At 59.6% G+C, this 19914-nt stretch carries 19 protein-coding genes; 13 read left to right on the forward strand and 6 right to left on the reverse strand.

The genetic code is table 11. The features are described from left to right. Positions 1-6: 6 nt before the first annotated feature. The 7 genes from GWQ31_RS00130 (at position 7) to GWQ31_RS00160 (ending at position 7288) form a co-directional block, all read left to right on the forward strand. Positions 7-1398 (forward strand): alkaline phosphatase, encoded by a 1392-nt coding sequence (locus GWQ31_RS00130; protein ID WP_275908355.1) that lies wholly within the window; start codon positions 7-9, stop codon positions 1396-1398. Positions 1399-1456: 58 nt separating this feature from the next. Then, the gene (locus GWQ31_RS00135; RefSeq protein ID WP_058394315.1) at positions 1457-2143 is read left to right on the forward strand and encodes a hypothetical protein; all 687 of its coding nucleotides are present in this window, start codon (positions 1457-1459) and stop codon (positions 2141-2143) included. An 80-nt stretch (positions 2144-2223) separates the two neighbouring features. Then, entirely contained in the window at positions 2224-2958 is a 735-nt protein-coding gene (locus GWQ31_RS00140; protein ID WP_275907279.1) for a transporter substrate-binding domain-containing protein, read from the forward strand. Between the two features lie 232 nt (positions 2959-3190). Continuing rightward, a complete protein-coding gene (rnk, locus tag GWQ31_RS00145; protein WP_005320129.1) occupies positions 3191-3586 on the forward strand; it encodes a nucleoside diphosphate kinase regulator in 396 nt (131 codons plus the stop codon). 232 nt (positions 3587-3818) lie between these two features. Then, positions 3819-4409 (forward strand): transcriptional regulator UhpA, encoded by a 591-nt coding sequence (gene uhpA, locus GWQ31_RS00150; RefSeq protein ID WP_021139640.1) that lies wholly within the window; start codon positions 3819-3821, stop codon positions 4407-4409. After that, positions 4406-5926 carry a signal transduction histidine-protein kinase/phosphatase UhpB gene (uhpB, locus tag GWQ31_RS00155; RefSeq protein ID WP_096118236.1) on the forward strand — a complete coding sequence of 507 codons (1521 nt, stop codon included), beginning with the start codon at positions 4406-4408 and terminating at the stop codon, positions 5924-5926. The genes uhpA and uhpB overlap by 4 nt, the downstream gene beginning before the upstream one ends. Positions 5927-5953: 27 nt before the next feature. After that, positions 5954-7288 carry an MFS transporter gene (locus tag GWQ31_RS00160; RefSeq protein WP_265467078.1) on the forward strand — a complete coding sequence of 445 codons (1335 nt, stop codon included), beginning with the start codon at positions 5954-5956 and terminating at the stop codon, positions 7286-7288. 10 nt (positions 7289-7298) lie between these two features. Here GWQ31_RS00160 and GWQ31_RS00165 read toward each other — a convergent pair whose 3' ends face one another. Next, positions 7299-8432 (reverse strand): GGDEF domain-containing protein, encoded by a 1134-nt coding sequence (locus GWQ31_RS00165; protein ID WP_275908356.1) that lies wholly within the window; start codon positions 8430-8432, stop codon positions 7299-7301. Positions 8433-8931: 499 nt separating this feature from the next. On the opposite strand from GWQ31_RS00165, the gene GWQ31_RS00170 reads away from it, so the two are divergent. From GWQ31_RS00170 to GWQ31_RS00185, 4 genes are all read left to right on the forward strand, one after another. Continuing rightward, positions 8932-9723 carry a transporter substrate-binding domain-containing protein gene (locus GWQ31_RS00170; protein ID WP_017412027.1) on the forward strand — a complete coding sequence of 264 codons (792 nt, stop codon included), beginning with the start codon at positions 8932-8934 and terminating at the stop codon, positions 9721-9723. A gap of 90 nt (positions 9724-9813) precedes the next feature. Continuing rightward, positions 9814-10773: an amino acid ABC transporter permease gene (locus tag GWQ31_RS00175; RefSeq protein WP_275908357.1), complete on the forward strand. Its 960-nt coding sequence runs from the start codon at positions 9814-9816 to the stop codon at positions 10771-10773. After that, complete coding sequence (locus GWQ31_RS00180) at positions 10757-11506, forward strand: amino acid ABC transporter ATP-binding protein (protein ID WP_275907275.1); 750 nt, start codon at positions 10757-10759, stop codon at positions 11504-11506. The genes GWQ31_RS00175 and GWQ31_RS00180 overlap by 17 nt, the downstream gene beginning before the upstream one ends. Before the next feature lie 279 nt (positions 11507-11785). Beyond that, the gene (locus tag GWQ31_RS00185) at positions 11786-12625 is read left to right on the forward strand and encodes a sterol desaturase family protein (protein ID WP_275908562.1); all 840 of its coding nucleotides are present in this window, start codon (positions 11786-11788) and stop codon (positions 12623-12625) included. A gap of 77 nt (positions 12626-12702) precedes the next feature. Here the strand turns inward: GWQ31_RS00185 and GWQ31_RS00190 are convergent, their stop codons facing one another. The 5 genes from GWQ31_RS00190 to GWQ31_RS00210 all read right to left on the reverse strand — a co-directional run bounded on the left by GWQ31_RS00190 (position 12703) and on the right by GWQ31_RS00210 (position 18527). Beyond that, positions 12703-14103 carry a basic amino acid/polyamine antiporter gene (locus tag GWQ31_RS00190; RefSeq protein WP_265462269.1) on the reverse strand — a complete coding sequence of 467 codons (1401 nt, stop codon included), beginning with the start codon at positions 14101-14103 and terminating at the stop codon, positions 12703-12705. A 9-nt stretch (positions 14104-14112) separates the two neighbouring features. Continuing rightward, entirely contained in the window at positions 14113-15015 is a 903-nt protein-coding gene (locus tag GWQ31_RS00195) for a homocysteine S-methyltransferase family protein (protein WP_059168689.1), read from the reverse strand. A 301-nt stretch (positions 15016-15316) separates the two neighbouring features. Continuing rightward, a complete protein-coding gene (locus GWQ31_RS00200) occupies positions 15317-15856 on the reverse strand; it encodes a hypothetical protein (RefSeq protein ID WP_005320140.1) in 540 nt (179 codons plus the stop codon). An 18-nt stretch (positions 15857-15874) separates the two neighbouring features. Continuing rightward, the gene (locus tag GWQ31_RS00205) at positions 15875-17194 is read right to left on the reverse strand and encodes a hemolysin family protein (RefSeq protein ID WP_011898555.1); all 1320 of its coding nucleotides are present in this window, start codon (positions 17192-17194) and stop codon (positions 15875-15877) included. A gap of 352 nt (positions 17195-17546) precedes the next feature. Beyond that, positions 17547-18527: a tyrosine-type recombinase/integrase gene (locus GWQ31_RS00210; protein WP_275908358.1), complete on the reverse strand. Its 981-nt coding sequence runs from the start codon at positions 18525-18527 to the stop codon at positions 17547-17549. Between the two features lie 502 nt (positions 18528-19029). On the opposite strand from GWQ31_RS00210, the gene GWQ31_RS00220 reads away from it, so the two are divergent. Together GWQ31_RS00220 and GWQ31_RS00225 are read left to right on the forward strand one after the other, a co-directional pair. After that, a complete protein-coding gene (locus GWQ31_RS00220; RefSeq protein ID WP_275908360.1) occupies positions 19030-19356 on the forward strand; it encodes a Cox family DNA-binding protein in 327 nt (108 codons plus the stop codon). A 75-nt stretch (positions 19357-19431) separates the two neighbouring features. Next, positions 19432-19914 (forward strand): phage regulatory CII family protein, encoded by a 483-nt coding sequence (locus GWQ31_RS00225; protein ID WP_275908361.1) that lies wholly within the window; start codon positions 19432-19434, stop codon positions 19912-19914.

Below are 19914 nucleotides of genomic sequence, written 5' to 3' on the forward strand. Positions count from 1 at the left end.
ACTTTCATGAGCAAACAGATGAATACATCCATCAAGCACACCCTGGTCTGCGCCGCCCTGTTCAGTGCGCTGGGCGCAACCACCCAGGCCCAAGCCGGTGACGCCAAAAACGTCATTCTCTTTATCGGTGATGGCATGGGCCCCACAGTGCTCACCGCCACCCGCCTGTTCAAAGTCGGGGAAGAGGGCAACCTGGAGATAATGAAGCTGCCACGCAGCGCCCGCATCAAGACCTTCTCCAACGATGCCCAGACCACGGATTCGGCCCCCTCCATGGCGGCCTATACCACGGGGGTCAAGATGAACAACGAGGTAATCGCCATGAGCAGCGACACCCTGGCCGTGGCGCCCAGCAAGGATGCCAACGGCAACAAGGGCATCAACAACTGCACCGCCGACAACGGCAAGCCGGCGCCCACCATACTGGAGCTGGCCAAGGCGGCCGGCAAGTCGGTTGGCGCCGTCACCACCACAGAGCTGACCCATGCCACCCCGGCGGCCACCTATTCCCACATCTGCCACAGAGATGCAGCCTATGCCATCGCCGAACAGGCGGTGCCGGGCGGCGCCGGCTTCAACACCGCCCTCGGGGATGGGGTCGATGTGCTGATGGGGGGCGGTGCCAATCACTGGACCCCTTACAGCGCCAGCAATAAAGGTGGCCGCGCCGATGGTCGGGATCTCACCGCCGAGCTGGCCGCTCAGGGATACAACTATGTCACCACCCAGAGCGAGCTGGCCAAGGTCAGCAGCGGCAAGGTGCTGGGTCTGTTCAGCACCAAATCCCACCTCGATTACGAGCTGGACCGCGTCGCCAAGGGGGATGCCAATACCCAGCCGTCCCTGGCCGAAATGACCGCCAAGGCGATCGATCTCTTGAGCCAGAACAGTCAGGGTTACTTCCTGATGGTGGAAGGGGGCCGTATCGATCACGCCCTGCATGGCACCAACGCCAAGCGTGCCCTCACCGATGCGGTGGCACTGGATGAAGCGCTCAAGACGGCGCTGGGCAAGGTGGATCTGAAAGATACTCTGGTCGTAGTGACTGCCGACCATGACCACACCATGACCATCAACGGCTACTCCGCCAAGGGCAACCCTGTGCTGGATCTGGTCAAGAGCGGTGATGGCTCGACCCAGAACGACGTGGATGGCAAACCCTTCACGACCCTGGTGTTTGGCAACGGCCCCAACCGCCCCGATGTGCGCCCGACCCTCACCAGCGACGAGGTGATGGGTAACGACTACCTGCAGGAGACAGGCGTCAAGCTGGGCTCCGAGACCCACGGTGGCGGTGACGTCATGCTGTTCGCCGATGGCGCCGGCAGCAGCCGCTTCAAGGGCACACTGGACAATACCAAGGTGTTCGGCAAACTGCGGGAGGCGCTCGGCCTGTAAGCAGCGGGGGCCCGGCTTCACCCTGAGCCCGGGCCCCGGCTCTTTCGAGCGACAGATGATGATGCGATGCTTGCTTCCTTTATTGCTGCTCGGCAGCACCTTCTCTTTTCATGTCCATGCCGATGACACGCCCCCGGATCTCGCCGCCCGGATCAGCTATCAGGACAGGGTCACCAGCAGCGATGGCATAGCCCGGGAGAACCATTGGCAGGAAAAATGGATACGGGTCGACAACCAGGTGTGGAGCCAGCGATTGATCCCCCTGCCCCTGGCCCGTGCCTATCACGCCACCCACGATGCTACCCCTGGCCACAAGCACTTTACCCACCAGATGGCGGCCCGCTGGGTAACCCGCGACACGCGCGGTGAGCTGCAACTGCGCTACGCCGACGCCTGGCACAACCAGTTGGTGGAGGTGCCGGTGGAAGAGTATGGTCAGGTGGCCTTCAAACCGGATTGGGAGCGGATCCGCTACCTCATCAACCCGGCCCTGTTGCAAGAGATGACCCCGCTCGATGAGGCGGCTCCCGAGCAGGCACGCTGGTATGAAAAACGCGAGGGCAAACAGCGCACCCGCATCCTCTGGTCCAGCCGATGGCAGATACCCCTGGTGGTGGAATCCGCCAGCCTGGACGGTTATCGCAGCTACCGGATGGAGGTCACTCTCAAATCCTTGCCAAAGCAGTTGCCCTGGCTGCAACTGGACGGTTATCAGACTCTGGATCTGCGGGACTTCTTCGACTGATCCTGTCCCCTGCATGGGGTGAGCTGACTTGCGGTAACGGGATGTTACACTCTGTGTACTCATCCCGGATCCGGCCTCTTATGCGCATTCCCGTTTTGCTCCTGCTGCTCTGCACCGCCCTCTTCGCTGGCGCTCAGGCCCACGCCGTCGTGGTCCTTGCAGCCGAGATCCCCCCTTATGTCATTCGCTCCAACCAGGGAGCTCCGAGCGGCATGGCCATAGAGGTACTGGAAGAAGCAGCCCGTCGCCTCAAGGAGCCCTTGACCATAGAGCTGATGCCGCTGGCCCGCGCCCTCAGCCAGACTCACTATCGCCAGGATGTGCTGCTGCTGCCACCGGCCAGAACCCCCCAGCGTGAACCTCTGCTTCTCTGGGTTGCCCCCCTGCTGGACGAAGCCTTCGTGCTGGTGGGCCATCGCCAATTCCACCCGGCGCCACTCACTGTCAAAACATTGCCAGGCCTGACCATAGGGGTGATGCGTGGCTCCCACGGTCAGAACCTGATCCAGCCGCTTGGTCGGGTGAAGCAGGACCCGGTCACCGACGAGGTCAGCAATGCCAACAAGCTGGCCCGAAACCGCATTCAGGGCTGGGCCGTTGCCTGGAATACGGCCCGTTACAACCAGCAGCAGGCGGGCTTGCCACTGACGGATCTGGTGCGTGGCGATACTCTGCAAGAGAGCACCCTCTATCTTGCCGCCAGCCCCCGTTTTCCCCCTGCCGACGCGCTGCGTTGGCGCACAACCATTCTGGCCATGCACGACGATGGCAGCCTGGCCCGCATCCTCAAGCAGTACGATTATCAGGCCCCCTGACAACCCTATCAGGATAATTGCCAAAGCAGTCCAGAATGGTTATGGTATCCCCATGAAAGCGTTCAAGATTTTTCCAAGCCAGCTCACACCCCGTTGAGCCCCCGCCCTCGCCCCTGACAGCGAGTCGTTCGGGGGCATCGCCTTCCCGATCTGTTTTTTCGTATCCAATACTCTTTTTGCGACCAGCTTGCCTGCCATCCTGGTCATATAACCCATTGATAAGGAATATCTTATGCAAAAACCTAATCTTGTGATTTCCAGCCTGGACCTGGATCGTATCGAACAATTGCTCGGCAACCACCCCCAACACCTGGCACTGCAAGAGGAGCTGGATCGCGCCGAGATGCGCGAACCGGCCGACATGCCGCCGGACGTGGTCACCATGAACAGCACTGTGCGCTTCAAGATGCAAAACAGCGAAAACGAATTTTGCCTGACCCTGGTCTATCCAAAGGATGTACAGGGGGATGAGTCCAGGATCTCCGTGCTGGCACCGGTCGGCAGCGCCCTGCTGGGGCTGAAGGTGGGCGACAGCATCGCCTGGCCGGGCCCCGCCGGTCGCACCATCCAGGTCGAGATCCTGGAAGTGGTCTATCAGCCGGAACGAGCGGGAGAGCTGCACCGCTAGCTAGCTGCCAACACGGGCATGCGCCGACAGCCTTCGGCGGCGGCGCTTGCTCTTGTCTGCTCCCGGTCCCCCCTAAGCTCTGAGCTATCCCCTCCCCTGATCCCGATCAAGCTTTAGGGCTTAATCCGCCCCTATCTTGACCACAATTTGTGCTTCCCCTTGAGCCCGGGCAAAGCGGCAGGTATCTTGTTGGCCGCGCCAGCACCCTGGCCGCAGATTTCAGGCTGACATCATGATAAAGATTGCCCTCATCGACGATCACCAGATCGTCCGCTCCGGCTTTGCCCAACTGCTCAATCTCGAGCCAGACCTCAAGGTGGTGGCCGAATTCGGCTGCGCCGCCGACGCCCTGGCCGGTTTGCCGGGCAGCGGCGTGCAGCTGTGCGTGTGCGATATCTCAATGCCGGATCAATCCGGGCTGGACCTGCTCAAGCGACTGCCTTCCGGCCTTGCCGTGGTGATGTTGTCGGTGCACGACAGCCCGGCGCTGATCGAGCAGGCGTTGCAGGCTGGCGCCAAGGGCTTTCTCTCCAAGCGTTGCAGCCCGGACGAGCTGATCGCCGCTGTGCGCACCGCCGCCCACGGTGGCTGTTATCTAACCCCGGACATAGCCCACAAGCTGGCCTGCAACAGTCAGGATCCCCTCACCAACCGGGAGCGGGAAGTGGCGCAGCTTCTGGCGCGGGGGCTGGAAGTGAAGGCCATTGCCGAGCAGCTGGGACTCTCCCCCAAGACGGTCCACGTGCACCGCGCCAACCTGATGGACAAACTGAAAGTCAGCAACAACGTGGAGCTGGCCCACCGCATGCTGGACAGCTGGTGATCTCCCGGTTTGCCAGCTATGTCGCCATCTCGCTGGCGGCCTGCTTCATCTTTGCCGCCGGCTGGTTTTGCCTGTGGAGCATCAGCCTGCATCTGGCGGGGTCCCCCATACTGGCGGTGCTGCTGTTCCCGTTTGGTCTGCGCCTGGGTCTCCTGCTGCAAAGCCCGATCGCCTACTGGCCGCCGCTGCTGCTCAGTGAATCCCTGCTGCTCTACTGGCTCGACAGCGAAGTCGGCCTGCCATCTTGGCCACTTGTTCAGGCGGGCAGCCTGCTCACCCTGCTGCCACTGCTCATCGCCCGCCGCCAGCAGGTGCGCAATGACTGGCAACAACTGCTGGTATTGCTCGCCACCGTGACGGTGGCGGCGCTGCTGCAATCCCTGCTCTGGCATCTGGCCGGGGAAGATGGCCTCACCGCCCTGCTGCTCACCCTGACCGGCGGCCTGACCCTCACCTCCACCTGCATGCTGATCTGGCACTACCTCACCCGTGCTACCTGGGTGCCGCTGGGACCCGCTCTGGTGGATCAACCGGTGGACTGGCGTTTTCGCCATCTGGTCTGGTATCTGCTGCTGTTTGTATTGAGCCTCTGGTTGCAGCTCGGCCTGCCGGACTCGCTGGTGCGCTTCACCCCGTTTTGTCTGGCCATTCCCATCATGGCCATGGCCTGGCGCTACGGCTGGCAGGGGGCCCTGCTCGCCACCCTGATGAACACGGTCGCCCTGATGGCAGGGCAGGCCTGGCACGAACACCCGCTGGATCTGCTGCTCTCCCTGCTGGCCCAGAGCCTGACCGGCCTGCTGCTGGGGGCCGGCATCCAGCGCCAGCGTGAGCTCAATCAGGCGCTGACCCGCCAGCTCGCCCATAACCGTCAACTCACAGAGCGGTTGCTGGAAACCGAGGAGAGCATCCGCAAGGAAGTGGCCCGCGAGCTGCACGATGACATAGGCCAGACCATCACCGCCATTCGCACCCAGGCCGGCATAGTACGGCGTCTCGCGCCGGACAATGCCGGGGTCGGCCAGAGCAGCGCCCTCATCGAAACCCTGTCGCTGGGTATTTATGATGCGGTGCGCGGCCTGCTCGGCCGCCTGCGTCCCCGCCAGCTAGACGACATGAGTCTGGAGCAGGCGGTGCGCGGCCTGCTGCGGGAGCTGGAGCTGGAACGCCACGGCATCGTCACCCGGCTCGAGTGGCAGCTGACGGACGAGGGGCTCTCCGACGCCCAGCGGGTCACCCTGTTCCGGGTCTGTCAGGAGGGACTCAACAACGTGGTAAAGCATGCCAACGCCAGCTCGGTCACCATTCGTGCCCATCGCCAGGCCGAGCGTTTGCTGCTGTTGCTGGAAGACGACGGCTGCGGCTTGCCGGAGCACAGATCTCCCCAGGGTTATGGCCTGCTCGGTATTCGCGAGCGGGTGCAGGCACTGGGTGGCAGCCTGCAACTCTCCTGCATCCACGGCACCCAGCTGACCGTACACCTGCCCAATCGCAAACGGGAAGATCCCCGTGACTGACGCGCCATCCAGGGAGAAGACCGTCTTATGTTGAGCTTTATGAGGAGCGCACCGCCACAGCCGCTCATCCGTGATCAGGCCGAGATCGATGCCAGCTACCGTCACTGGCGACTGCATATTCTGCTGACCATGTACCTGGGCTACGCTGTCTTCTATTTCACCCGCAAGAGCTTCAACTTCGCCATGCCGGACATGCTGGCGGACGGCATGCTGGACAAGTCCGACATCGGCATCTTGTGGACTCTGTTCTACATCACCTACGGCTGCTCCAAGTTCTTCTCCGGCATCATCAGCGACCGGGCCAACCCCCGCTACTTCATGGGGCTGGGGCTGATGGCCACCGGTGTCATCAATATACTGTTCGGCCTGTCATCATCCCTCTGGCTGTTCGCGACGCTCTGGGTTGCCAACGCCTTCTTTCAGGGTTGGGGCTGGCCCCCCTGCTCCAAGCTGCTTACCAGCTGGTATTCCCGCAGCGAGCGGGGCGTCTGGTGGTCGGCCTGGAACACGGCCCACAACGTGGGTGGGGCGCTCATTCCCCTTATCGTCAGCACCATAGCTCTGCAGCACGGCTGGCGCTACGGCATGATAGTGCCCGGCGTCATCGCCATTCTGGCCGGGCTGTTCTTGTGCTGGCGACTGCGAGATACCCCGAGCGCCATGGGGCTGCCCACGGTCGGGGAGTGGCGCCAGGATGCCATGGAGCTGGCCCAGCAGACTCAGGATGCCGGCCTCTCCCATCGCCAGATCTTGCGCAAATACGTGCTTGGCAATCCCTACATCTGGCTGCTTGCTTGCTGCTACGTGCTGGTCTATGTGGTGCGCACCGCTATCAACGACTGGGGCAATCTCTACATGACGGAGCAGCGCGGCTTCAATCTGATGAGCGCCAACTCGGCTATCTCGATGTTCGAGGTAGGGGGCTTTATCGGTGCCCTGGTGGCGGGCTGGGGATCGGACAAGCTGTTCAACGGCAATCGCGGGCCGATGAACCTCATCTTCGCGGTGGGGATACTGCTGGCGGTGGGGTCGCTGTGGCTGATGCCCTTCTTCAGCTATGTGATGCAGGCAGCCTGTTTCTTTACCATAGGTTTCTTCGTGTTCGGCCCCCAGATGCTGATCGGCATGGCGGCGGCCGAGTGCTCCCATAAAAACTCGGCGGGGGCCGCCACCGGCTTCGTCGGCCTGTTTGCCTACATGGGGGCGGCGCTGTCGGGTTATCCGCTGGCCAAGGTGATGGAGATCTGGCACTGGAACGGCTTCTTCGTGGTGATCTCGGTCGCGGCAGGGGTCTCGGCCCTGTTGCTGCTCCCCTTCCTCAAGGCCCAAGCACCACGCCCTCTCGCCGCAGAAGCAGTATGAGCCAGTCCCTTCAGGCCAGTCGGCAGATGCGGTTCTTGCCCTCTCGCTTGGCCTGATAAAGGGCGCTATCGGCCTGGCTGAACAGGGTATCGAAATGCCAGTCGTGCTGGCAGCGCGCCAGCCCCATGCTGACCGTGATGCGGATCCCGCTCAGATCCAGCGCCGCCAGATCCTGCAATATCCGTTCGCAGCGTGCCTGCTGGGCTTGTTCATCCTCTCTAGGTAGCAGCAAGACGAACTCTTCCCCACCAAAACGGCTGGCCACCAGCTCAGGCTGAGCACCGAGATAGGCGCCGACCGCCTCCAGCACTCTGTCCCCTATCTCATGGCCATAGCGATCATTGACCTGCTTGAAGTCATCCAGATCCAGTACGGCCAGCGCGCCGAACTCGCCAATCCGCCGAGCTCCCATCTGCTCCATGAAACCGCGCCGGTTCAACAGACCTGTCAGGGAGTCATGGCTGGCCTGCTGACGCAGGGCCAGGGCACGATACTGGGTACAGAGCAGCAGCACCCCGAAGGTGGAGAGGTAACTGCCCATCAACATGGAGAGAAAGGGCAGCACGTTGACCCCGCTCTGATCCATCAGCACCCTGGCATCCCCTTCCAGCAGGAAGCCCATCCGCATCAGATTGAAGCCATAAAGCAGGATATTGACCACGGTGAACACCAGCACAGCCGGCAGGTAGGCGGGATAGCCGTGTCGCCAGATGAGGAAGACGATCACGGCCCCCAAAACCATGTAGCTCAGACAGGCCAGCAATACACGGGGCGCCATATGGTCGTTGAACAAGATGCTCCAGCTCAGGATCAGCACATAAACCAGCATGAACAGCGCGCTTGCCCCCCAGCTGAGAGGCTTGCCGAAGAAGCGCTGCAGTGCCAGCGGCATCAGGGCGATACAGACGGTGATCAGCAGATTGGCCAGCCAGATCCCCGCCAGATTGGGCATGAAGGCCTGCAGGGAGAAGAGACTCTGGGCCGCCAGGGCGCACAGGCTCGACCACCACCAGAATCCGAGTCCGGGGATCTCCCTGTGGGTCAACCATATGATGGAGAGGGTGATAAAACCGAGGCTGTAGCCACCCAGGGCCATGACCATGAGGGTGAATACATCCAGCTTGAGCAGTATTGAGGCGTCCATACCCGTGCCACTAAACGAAGGTAACTGAGTATATTTGAAGCGCAAAACAAGACCCAGTGGTGTCTGACTAAATCCTCAATAAAAGTTCACGTATTGCATAAAAATCCGCTAAATATGCTCAATTAGAATCCCATCAGTGCCGCAGTTGAGAAAGTGAGTAACGTTTGGCACTGCCGATGACGAGGCCGGATGTAACAAAGTGTCCCGCCGGCATTTTGGACTTGAACCCGCTCCATTAGATAGATATGTTGTTTTCGTGTGATTTTATGAGTGCAGTCACGGGGGAAAAGCGCCACTAACCTGTTGAGTCATCTGGCACAATCGGAATTTGGTACATTTTTCACTCAGCACACAGAAAATGGAATCTCATATGGGGCTTTTGCCTCAACCAAGACAATAATCCTGTCTTGCCTGTTGCCGGATGCAGCAGTCTCTTGTGCCACGGAGTCGCACGGGATCAGGTTCAAGGCCGAACACACCACCGACAGAGACGTCACTTATGATCAAAAAACTCATTCTCTCTACCTTGCTGCTGTGCGGGCTCGCCAACGCCGCCGCCCCTGCCTCCACCCTGGATGCCGTGCTCGATCGCGGCGTGCTGAGAGTCGGTTTCGACGCCGGCTATCAACCCTTTGAAATGACCAACAAGCAGGGCCAGTACATCGGCTTTGACGTGGATCTCGCCAAGATGGTCGCCAAGGAGATGGGCGTCAAGGTGGAGTTCGTCAACACCGCCTGGGATGGCATCATACCTGCGCTGCTGACCGACAAGTTCGACGTCATCATGGGCGGCATGACAGTCACCCCCCAGCGCAACCTGAGGGTCAACTTTGCCGATCCCTACATAGTCGTGGGCCAGACCATAGTGCTGCGCAAGGACAAGGCCGGCGAGATCAAATCCTTCAGCGATTTGAACGATCCCAAGTACAAAATCGCGGTCAAGCTCGGCACCACAGGCGAGCAGGCGGTCAAACGTCTGATCCCCAAAGCGACCCTGCTGCAGTTTGAAACCCAGGATGACGCCAAGCTGGAAGTGATCAACGGCAAGGTCGATGCCTTCGTCTATGACCTGCCCTACAACGCCATCTTCGCTTCCCAGAATACCGGTGCCGTTGTGCACCTGGACAAGCCGTTCACCTTCGAACCCCTGGCCTGGGCCATCCGCAAGGGCGATCAGGACACCCTCAACTGGTTCAACAACTACCTGCGCCAGATCAAGGGCGATGGCAGCTACGACCGCCTCTACAAGAAGTGGTTCGAATCCAACGCCTGGCTGAATCAGCTCAAGTAACCTCGCAAGGGGCGGCCTGCCGCCCCTTCACGCAGATCCCCACACAATAACTACAAAGAGGTTGCGACAGTGCACAACCCAACAAGACAGATGGAAAAACAACCCAACCAGTTGCTCTGGCACGGCGTCTTCCTGCTGATGCTGCTGGCTGCCGTATTCGGCATCTATAAAGCGGTTCAGTCCGTGGATTACACCTGGCGCTGGGAGCGAATTCCCCAATACATCGCCTATCAGGCGGAGCAGAACAACCTGGCCGAATTTGACGGCACAGTGATCGCCGGCACCACCAGCGCCGAGCAGGGCAAACTGTTCCTGCAACATGATCTCGACCCCAATCAGCGACAGGCCATCGCCAGCACAGGAGTGAAGGTCACCGAAGGGGACACTATTTTCCGGGGCGATACCCTGGATACCGAACTCACCTGGACCGCGGGCCCCATCGCCTGGGGTGTCTGGGTCACGGTCAAGCTCTCCCTAGTGGCAGGGGTGTTTGCCATCCTGCTCGGCACCTTGGCCGGGCTGGCTCGCCTCTCCCCCAATCCGGCCTTGCGCAATCTGGCGGTCACCTATGTGGAGCTCATTCGCGGCACGCCACTGCTGGTGCAGATCTTCATCGTCTATTTCTTTATCGGCACTGTGCTGAACCTGGACCGTTTCACCGCCGGGGTGGCGGCACTGGCCGTCTTTACCGGCGCCTATGTGGCCGAAATCGTGCGCGCCGGCATCAGCTCAATCCACAAGGGACAGATGGAAGCGGGCCGCAGCCTGGGGCTCACCTCGGCCCAGACCATGCGCTACGTCATTCTGCCGCAAGCCTTCAAGCGGGTGCTGCCGCCGCTGGCAGGCCAGTTCATCAACCTCATCAAGGACTCCTCCCTGGTGTCTGTCATCTCCATCACGGATCTCACCAAGGCGGGGCGTGAGGTGGTCAGCTCCACCTTCAGCCCGTTCGAGGTGTGGTTCACCGTGGCCCTGCTCTATCTGGTGCTAACCGGCACCCTCTCTTTTCTGGTGCGTCGTCTGGAGGTGATATATGCACGCAGCAACTAAGCCTGATCCCATCATAAAAGCCAGCGGAGTGGAGAAGATCTACGCCGGTGGTGTGCACGCCCTGAAGAACGTCAGCACGGAAGTCACCGAAGGGGAAGTGGTGGTGATCGTCGGGCCGAGCGGCTCGGGAAAATCCACGTTTCTGCGAACCCTCAACCAGCTGGAAACCATCAACGACGGCAACATAGTGGTCGATGGCATCTGCCTGACCGAGCCCGGTGACGTCAACAAGCTGCGAGAAGAGGTGGGCATGGTGTTCCAGTCCTTCAACCTCTTCCCCCACCTGAACGTACTGGACAACATCTGCCTCGCCCCTCAGAAGGTGCGCGGGCTGTCGCGCAATGACGCGCGGGACAGGGCCAAGGCCCTGCTGCTGAAAGTGGGATTGTCGAACAAGGCCGAGAGCTATCCGTCCCAGCTCTCCGGCGGCCAGCAACAGCGGGTGGCCATCGCCCGGGCGCTTGCCATGCAGCCGCGCATCATGCTGTTCGACGAACCCACCAGTGCGCTGGACCCCGAGATGGTGGGCGAGGTACTGGACGTCATGAAGGGGCTGGCTCGCGAGGGCATGACAATGGTGGTGGTGACCCACGAGATGGGCTTCGCCCGCGAGGTGGCGGACAGGGTACTGTTTATGGAAAACGGCGAGCTGCTGGTGGATGAAAAGCCCACCGACTTCTTTGACAATCCTCCCTCCCCGCGCCTGCGCCAGTTCCTGAGTCAGGTGCTCTGACGCTGACAGCCGTAGAAAGCAGAAGAGGGAGCCCATGGCTCCCTCTGTTTTTCCAGCACGGACTTGGCCTGCCATCTTAATGGGGCTGGATCCTGCAGCAACACAGGGCCAGGTACTTCGTCCCTGCCAAATCTCGTAGCCATCTTATTTGTCACATTAAAACAAATGCTTACCCTAATTTTTCCATAAGTCAGTCACCAGATGGCGGTGCAATATGTTAATGAAATTTTAAATCCATTCGGTATGCTGGAACACAACTGGCCAAACCGGACGCTCGACATGGATGTGCAACTGCTGCTGCTTTATCTCTCCCCCGTCTTTTTGGCATTTGTCGGCTGGGAGATGCTTTACCTGCGCAAGCACGGGGCGGCCTTTCCCACCGCCACCTACCAGTGGAAGGATCTCTTCGCCAACGCCACCCTGGCCCTGATGCATCAGGGGGGTGACGCACTGACGGCCATCGCCATCGCTTACCTGTATGACGCCCTGTGGGGCTGGCGCCTGTTCGACATAGAACTCAATCTCTGGAGCATCTTGCTGCTGTTCCTGCTGCAGGATTGCTGTTACTGGCTGTTCCACTTTGCCAGCCACCATGTGCGCTGGCTGTGGGCCTCCCACGTGGTGCATCACAGCTCGGAGCGACTCAACCTCTCCACCGCCTTTCGCCAGAGCCTGATGTACCCCGTCTCGGGCATGTGGCTGTTCTGGATCCCCATGATCCTCATCGGCTTCCCGCCCCAGGCCGTGGTGGCGACCGTGCTGCTGAGCCTGGGTTTTCAGTTCTTCGTTCACACCCAGGTGGTGGGCAAGCTCGGCTGGCTTGAGTGGGTTTTCAATACCCCCTCCCACCACAGGGTGCACCACGCCAGCAACGCCAAATACATAGACCGCAACTTCGCCGGCGTGCTGATCATCTGGGATCGGCTGTTTGGCACCTTTGTGGAAGAGGATCCCGCCGAGCCATGCCGCTTTGGCATCACCAAACCGGTTCGCAGCTTCAATCCGCTCACCCTCACCTTCCACGAGTGGCGCGACATGCTGCGCGAGGCCCGTAGCCTGCCCTGGTCAGAGAAGCTCAAGGTGCTGTTTGGCAAACCGGCCGGCCCCGGCAGCGCCTGAACCAGAACCCGGGAACAGAGCAAAAAAGAGAGCGCCACCAGGGCGCTCTCTCATTTTGCAAGGATCACTTATCCCCTTCATGGAGAGGCAAATGACCAGAGTGCGGGAATGAGGCTCACCAGGGTTATCCCGGCCAGCAGTCGCTCGCGACCACTGAGCCGCTGATGGTCACCAAGCTGTCGGCGACTGTAGAGAAACAGCAGCAGGCCCGGCCCGTACAGCAGCAAGGAGAGCAGCAGGTATTCCACACCGGCTGCATAGAGCAGCCAGAGGCCGTAACCACTCGACACCAGCGCCACAGTCCGCATCAGGCCATTGCCCTCACCACTCAAGGAAAGCTTGAGCAGGAACAGGCCGACCAGCAGATAGGGCACCAGTATCATGGAGGTGGAGATGAGCAGCAGGTTGGTATACCCCTTGCCGAGCAGCCACACCAGCAGCAGGCAGCCCTGCACCGTCAGGCTGGTGAGCCACAGCGACGCTATGGGGGTGCCGTTGCGATTCTGGCGCCGGAAGATGGCCGGGAAGGCGCCGTGGCGGGCAGCGCTGTAGGGCACCTCGGCCGAGAACAGGGTCCAGCTCACGTAAGAAGCGAGCACAGAGACGATGAGGCCGACACTGATCAGCACCTTGCCCCAGGAGCCTGTCATCTGGGCCATCAGCCCCGCCATGGAGGGATTGGGCATGGCCGCGAGCTCGGGGCGACTCAATATCCCCAGCGCCAGTACCGAGATGAGCACATAAAGCAGCAACGCCAGCACTACCCCGAGCACTGTGGCCGTGCCCACGTCCCGCTTGTTCCTCGCCCGGGCCGACAAGACGGCGGCCCCTTCGATGCCGGTAAAGACCCAGAGGGTGATCAGCATGGTGTTGCGCACCTGCTCGGAGACCGGCACAGCAAGCGTGCTGCCCCCCTGATCCGCCCCGAAGGTCACAGGGTCGAACCAGTAGCAAGCGAACAGGATGAACAGCAGCAACGGCAGGCTCTTGGCCAGGGTCGCCACCAGATTGAACAGGGCGGCCTGCTGCACGCCACGGGCCACCAGCAGATGCACCGCCCAGAGGATGCAGGACTCGCCGATAAAGGCCGCCAGGGTATTGCCATCGCCAAACCAGATGTGTTCAGGGGTATCGACGAAGCTGCCAAGGGCGGCGAACGCGATCACCAGGTAACCCACCACACCTATGGTGGCGCACAGCCAGTAGCCCCAGGCGGAGAAAAAACCCACCAGATCGCCAAAGCCTGCGCGGGCATAGCTGTAAATGCCGCCATCGAGATCCGGTCTTAGCCGCGACAGGTAGAGAAAACTCGCGGCGAGTGCCACTATGCCCACCCCGGTCACGCCCCAGCCGATCAGCACGGCGCGGGCACCGGCCACCTCGGCCATGTTTTGGGGCAAGCTGAAGATGCCCGCCCCCACCATGGAGCTGAATACCAGCGCAGTGAGGGACCAGAGGCCTATTTTGCTCTCTTTCATGTGTTCTCCTTAGCGCAGCCGGCTGGCCAGTGCCTGAATATGCTCGGGTCCTATGCCGCAGCAGCCGCCAATGAGAGAGGCCCCCACGGCACGCCAACGCTCGGCCCAGCCGAGGTAATCCAGCGGCCCAAGATCGGCGCGGATCTCGTCCAGCCCGTCGTTGGCGGTCGCCTCCTTGGGCTGGGGCGGAAACGCATTGGCATAGGCGCCGAGGCGAATATCCCCTCGACCCAGCGCCTGCAAGCTGTCGCCGGCCACCGTCAGCGCGGCCTCGATCACCTCGGGCTGACAGCAGTTGAACAGGATGGCGTCCACCCCGACCGCGGCCAGTGCGGTGACTGCATCCGCCACCCGCTCACCGGAACGAAGCGCAGGCTCGCAGCCCGGCGCTTCATCTTCCAGGGTGAAGGAAACCCAGAACGGCTTGCCATCCTGTGGCAACAGCGCCTTGAGGGCCAGCGGCTCGGCAATCAGGCTCATGGTTTCGGCCAGCCAGATGTCCACATGGGGCGTCAGCGCCCGAATGAGCGGTGTGGCCAGCTCGCCCACTCTGTCCGCCTCGAACAGGTCGGCGCGGTAGGAGCCAAACAGCGGCGGCAAGGATCCTGCGACCTGCACCGAGCCCGATTGCTCATTGGCAACCTCACGGGCCAGCTGGCCAGCCAGCGCCGCCAGCGCTTCCCCCTCGGCGGCGAATCGCTCGGCACCGATATGAAACGGCACCAGGGCATAACTGTTGGTGGTGATGACACGGGCACCGCTCGCCACATAGGCCTGATGCACTTCGCGCACCGTCTGTGGCGCCTCCATCAGCGCCAGCGCCGACCATTCAGGTTGGCGAAATGGCGCCCCTCGCCGTGCCAGCTCGCGTCCCATGCCACCATCCAGTACCCACAATGCCTGTGTTTCCATCTGTCGTGTCTCTTTGTTGTTCTGTGTTTGTCTGCTTTGTCGATTTGCAGCTTTTTTGAGCTGCCATGCACTCTTTAGCGTTGCTCTGCGGCTGTGCGTCGCCGGGCCTCATCGTGGTGAGGCATCCCTATCAATACCAGCCATAAAAGCATATAGATGTTTAGATGGCTAAAATAAGATAAAGCAAAGCAGTGCAGCCAGCAATCGGTATCAACAGAAATCAGAACGCAAAGATGAGGAAAGGTAGAAATGAGTGAGGCCACCCAAGGGTGGCCTCACTGCTGTCTGGTTAGCTGGCGGTTTAACGCCCTGCCAGCACTCGCTTGATCTGCTTGGTCCAGTCAGAGACCCGCCCCTGCTGGGGCAATCCCTGCCAGATCTGCGCCCACTGGGCCGGGCTCAGAGGACGACCGAGACGACGCTGCACACCGGCATAGAGATAGTCGTGGGCCGTGGTGGCAGCCTGGGTCGAGGTGAGAAACTTGGAGACAGGATCGGTCAACCGCACATCCCGCATGCCGAGCAGCGGATAGTCGCTGTGCACCGCCGCCAGCATGGTTTCACGCATGGCTGATTCGATGTAACCACGGGCAAACAGGGCGGTTACCGACTCCAGGGATCCCTGATCCGGGCCGTGGTACTCCTCATCAAAGACCGGACTTGGCTCCACTACGGCGCTTTGTACCACGGCATCGGGATCGGATTGCGGCACAACTTCTGCCTTGGCGGCAACCGGTTTGGCAACGACAACCGCCTTGCGGGGGGCGCTCTGACTGCAAGCGCCCAGCGCCAGGGCAAGCGCCACACAGGCCAGCGCACGGGAATGAGACTGCATCTTCATGACTCCTTGGTAGCTCCTTTACGATTCCTGAGCGGACTTGTCGGTCACTATGGGTTCAACCCGAGTGACCAGCAGCTGGTCGATCTTGTAGCTGTCGATATCCACGACTTCAAATTTGTAGCCCGCGTATTTGACCGAGTCGGTACGCTTGGGGATCTTGCGCAGCATGAACATGATGAAACCGGCGATGGTCTCGTAGTTCTGGCTATCCGGAAACGCCTCTATGTCGAAAGCACGCATCACATCAGAGATGGGGGTCACGCCATCCACCAGCCAGGAATTTTCATCCCGCTGCACAATCTGCTCTTCCACTACGTGGGTGGCCCACTCACCCATGACGGTACTCATCAGATCGTTCATGGTGACTATCCCCACAACCAGGGCGTACTCGTTCATCACAACGGCGAAGTCACCCCTGTGGTTCTTGAAATACTCCATCGCCTCGTAGAGGTTGAGGGTATCGGGAATGATGATGACGTTCTGCACCAGGGAGCCGCTGTTGAGATCTATGCTCTGGCCGCTGATGACGCGGATCAGCAACTCTTTGGCATCGACGAAGCCCTTGATGCTGTCGAGGTTGTGGTCACAGACCAGGAACTTGTTGTGGGGGTGCTCGGCGATCTTGGCCTTGATGCTCTCTTCACCCTCTTGCAGGGTGAAGTAAATCAGGCTCTCCCGCGCCGTCATGGCGGAGGTCACGCCGAGGGACTGCAACTCGAACACGTTCTCGATGAGCTGATGCTCTTCGCGCTGAATAACGCCCGCCTCGGCGCCGGCATCCATCACCGCATAGATATCGTCGGAGGTGATCTCGTCGTTGCGTATCATGGAGACCCGCAGCAGACGGAACAACGCATTCGCCATGCCATTGAAGAACCACACCAGCGGCATCAGCAGGGTCACGCACAGCAGCATGGGGCGAACCACCACCACGGCGATCCGCTCCGGCATGGTCATGGCCAGGCGCTTGGGCATCAGGTCGGCGATCAGGATGAACATGCCGGTGACGAACACGAAGGAGGCGGCAGAACTTATCTGGCCAAGCCAGGGGCCTTGATAGAAGCCGGAGATGAACCCCTTGATGGCCGGATTCAGGGCAGACTCGCCCAGGATACCGCCCAGGATGGCGACTGTGTTGAGGCCAATTTGCACCACGGTAAAGAAATTACCCGGCTGGGCCTGCAGTGCCAGCACCTTGGCGGCATGGCGGTTCCCCTCATCGGCCATCACCTGCAATTTGATCTTGCGGGAGGCGGCGAGGGAGATCTCGGAAAGGGAGAAGAACACACTGCCGGCAACCAGCAGCATCAGAAGAAATATACTATCGGCAAAACTCATGATTAACCTATTGCTACACCCGCCTTAGCACAAGACGGCAAACTGGGCCTGGGAGACCAGACCGTGAGTCCATCCGAGACTCACACAGGGGGCATATTCTAGCAGAAAACCGCCATCCGGGTGGCGATATCTTGCTCTGACATGCAGTGCAACAAAAAAGGCGCGAAACGCGCCTTTTTATGCATTCTGCCATCAGGCTTACTAAGCCCTGCAAACTCAAGGAATTCAGCCAGGCGCCTTGCTATGCCTGGCTTACTACCGTAATCCCTAAGAGCTAAGCTGGAAGCTCTGATAAGCTTTCATTCCCCCTCATGAATGGTCAGGTGTGGTCAATAATGTGGACACCTCACACCTAACCAGCTCCACCTTTCAGAGGATTGAACTGCACGGCATCCTGTAAAAAATCAGGAGCGAAATGAGCATAGGTCATCGTCTGCTGGATAGACGCATGACCTAGGATCCGTTGCAGCACTAGGATGTTCCCGCCATTCGCCATAAAGTGAGTGGCAAAGGTATGTCGTAGTGCATGCAAGGCTTGCCCTTTTGGCAAATCAGGCTTCACAGCCCTTAATATCTCTCGCACCCGCAGATAGCTCGCCGTGGGAAACAACACCCCTTGTTTGTTCGCCACCCATTGAGCCTCAACCTCTGCACTGATAGGTACCGTCCGATTTTTACCGTTTTTGGTAGCTACGAACGTTACCCGTCGGTTGACCACATGCTCAGCCCGCACAGTGTAAGCCTCGCTCCACCGTGCGCCGGTACTCAGGCATAACACTGCGATTCCCCGATCATCCCCGCTCAACCCAGCTAACAATTGCTGTACCTCAAGTGGGGAAAGATAACTCATCTCTCTGGGGGCAACCTTCAAGGCTTTCAGTTCCCGAATCGGGTTATCACCGTGGTAGAACCCTCCCTCAATGAGGAAGTTGAACATGCCACTCAACTCCACCACCAGGCGGTTGACGCTATTGGGGGTTATGCTTGCGGCCAGCATACGTGAGCGCAACAAAGTTAAAGTATGGGCATTAAGCTGATTGACCCGCACCTCACCCAGATAACGATCTGCACGTAGTAAAGTGCGGCGCGCATGAGTACCCCATTTTTGATGCTGCCCTTTATGCGCCCACCAAATTTCGATGAGCTCAGCCAGCGTGCGAGCATCTGCAGGCTTACTCTGCCAGGGCTTGTCATGCTGCGTCGCCAGCACATGCCGCTCAAAGGCAACAGCTTCGTGTTTCTTGGCAAACCTCCGCCGGATCCGCTTTCCATTGCGTCCCCTCGGTCTAACGTCCACTTGATACTGACCATCATCGAGCTTCTTAATCGACATAGCGAAGCTCTCCGATACTGCTTGTTGATACCTGCTGGTTCAGGCTCCGCGCCTCTATATAGGCGAGAAAATCTCTATGTAGGGTTAGCCAGTTTTCTGGTCTGAGTGCGGTAACGCACTGCTGTCTTGCCCAACGTGTGCGAGAACCGGCGCGATCTGGCCGGATTCTGGTGACACTTCATCGAACATGAACCAACTGTGGTACTTCCTGAATCTAGGTTGGCTGAATATTTTCTGGATTGCAGTAAACCCAATCTCCTTTCCCAACGTCTCATAACCGGTAAGTGTGCTGTATGGAACGCCAGTAAGCTCGGCGAACTGCTTTCGGTTCATCCTCTCTGACTCTCTGATCAGCTTCAGTTTCTCTGATGTATCTATTGACACAACTTCTCCTCGAAACATATTATTCCGAACGGGATATGAAATTCCATTCGGAATTTCACAGTAAAAGCCCCTGAAAGCTCTCTACAGCTAGCAGGGGTAACCAGAGAGGGTATCAGATATGAGTGATGCAACCAAAACCCCCAGCAATCAGACCGAAGTGCCAGCCAAGTTTGCTGTCGGTCTAACCCCTTCATTGGTTCACACCGATGCAGTGACCGCCGATGCGTTTGGCCATGCCATCGGCAAAACCCGCAAAGCCGTGGTGGAGATGATCAAGATGGGTAAGTTACCCGGCGTAGAAATGAAGGTTCCAGGAAATCCCAATGCCAAAGGTGACTACTACGTATACCTGCCCGCCTGGAATGCGGGGCTGAAATTGGCCTTCGAAAGTCGGCCCAAGGAAATCCGTGATGGCTGGCTCGCATGGCTTGGGCTGAGTGTCTGAATGAACTGCATATATGCCTCTCTGTTTGTGGCTCGTTTGCCACCAAACCATAGCGACCTTTGGAGGGATATCAGAGTGTCGAATATCACTAAAAGCCTACACCCCCACTACCGCGGAGCCTGTGCCAGCTTCGCGAAGGATCACAACGTAGAGCAAGTGGCCGCCAGCATTGGCATGTCTGCCCATGTACTGCGTAACAAGTTCAATCAGGCACAAAAACACAAGCTTTCAGGCGAAGACCTGATCGCGCTCTACCACGCGACCCAAGACGAAACGCTGCTCGATGCCCTGTTGCTGGAATGCGGCCTGACTGCTGTCGCAATCCCCAGTGCCGAGCGAGCTCCATCACTCACTCACCAAGTGATCCAGCTGAACTCACAGATAGCGAGCATCGGCCAGCGCACGCTGGAGCTGACAGAACGCGGCCGCATTACCAATAACGAGCACCGTTCTTTCATGAGTATTGCCACTGCGGCGATGGGCTCTGTTGCTCTGCTTATCAATGACATCGAGCAGCGCTTCCAGGTGATGTCACCACTTGCAGCACTGGCGATGTAA

This window comes from Aeromonas sp. 2MA4 (assembly GCF_029237305.1).
In the GTDB taxonomy this organism is placed as follows: Bacteria; Pseudomonadota; Gammaproteobacteria; order Enterobacterales; family Aeromonadaceae; genus Aeromonas; species Aeromonas salmonicida.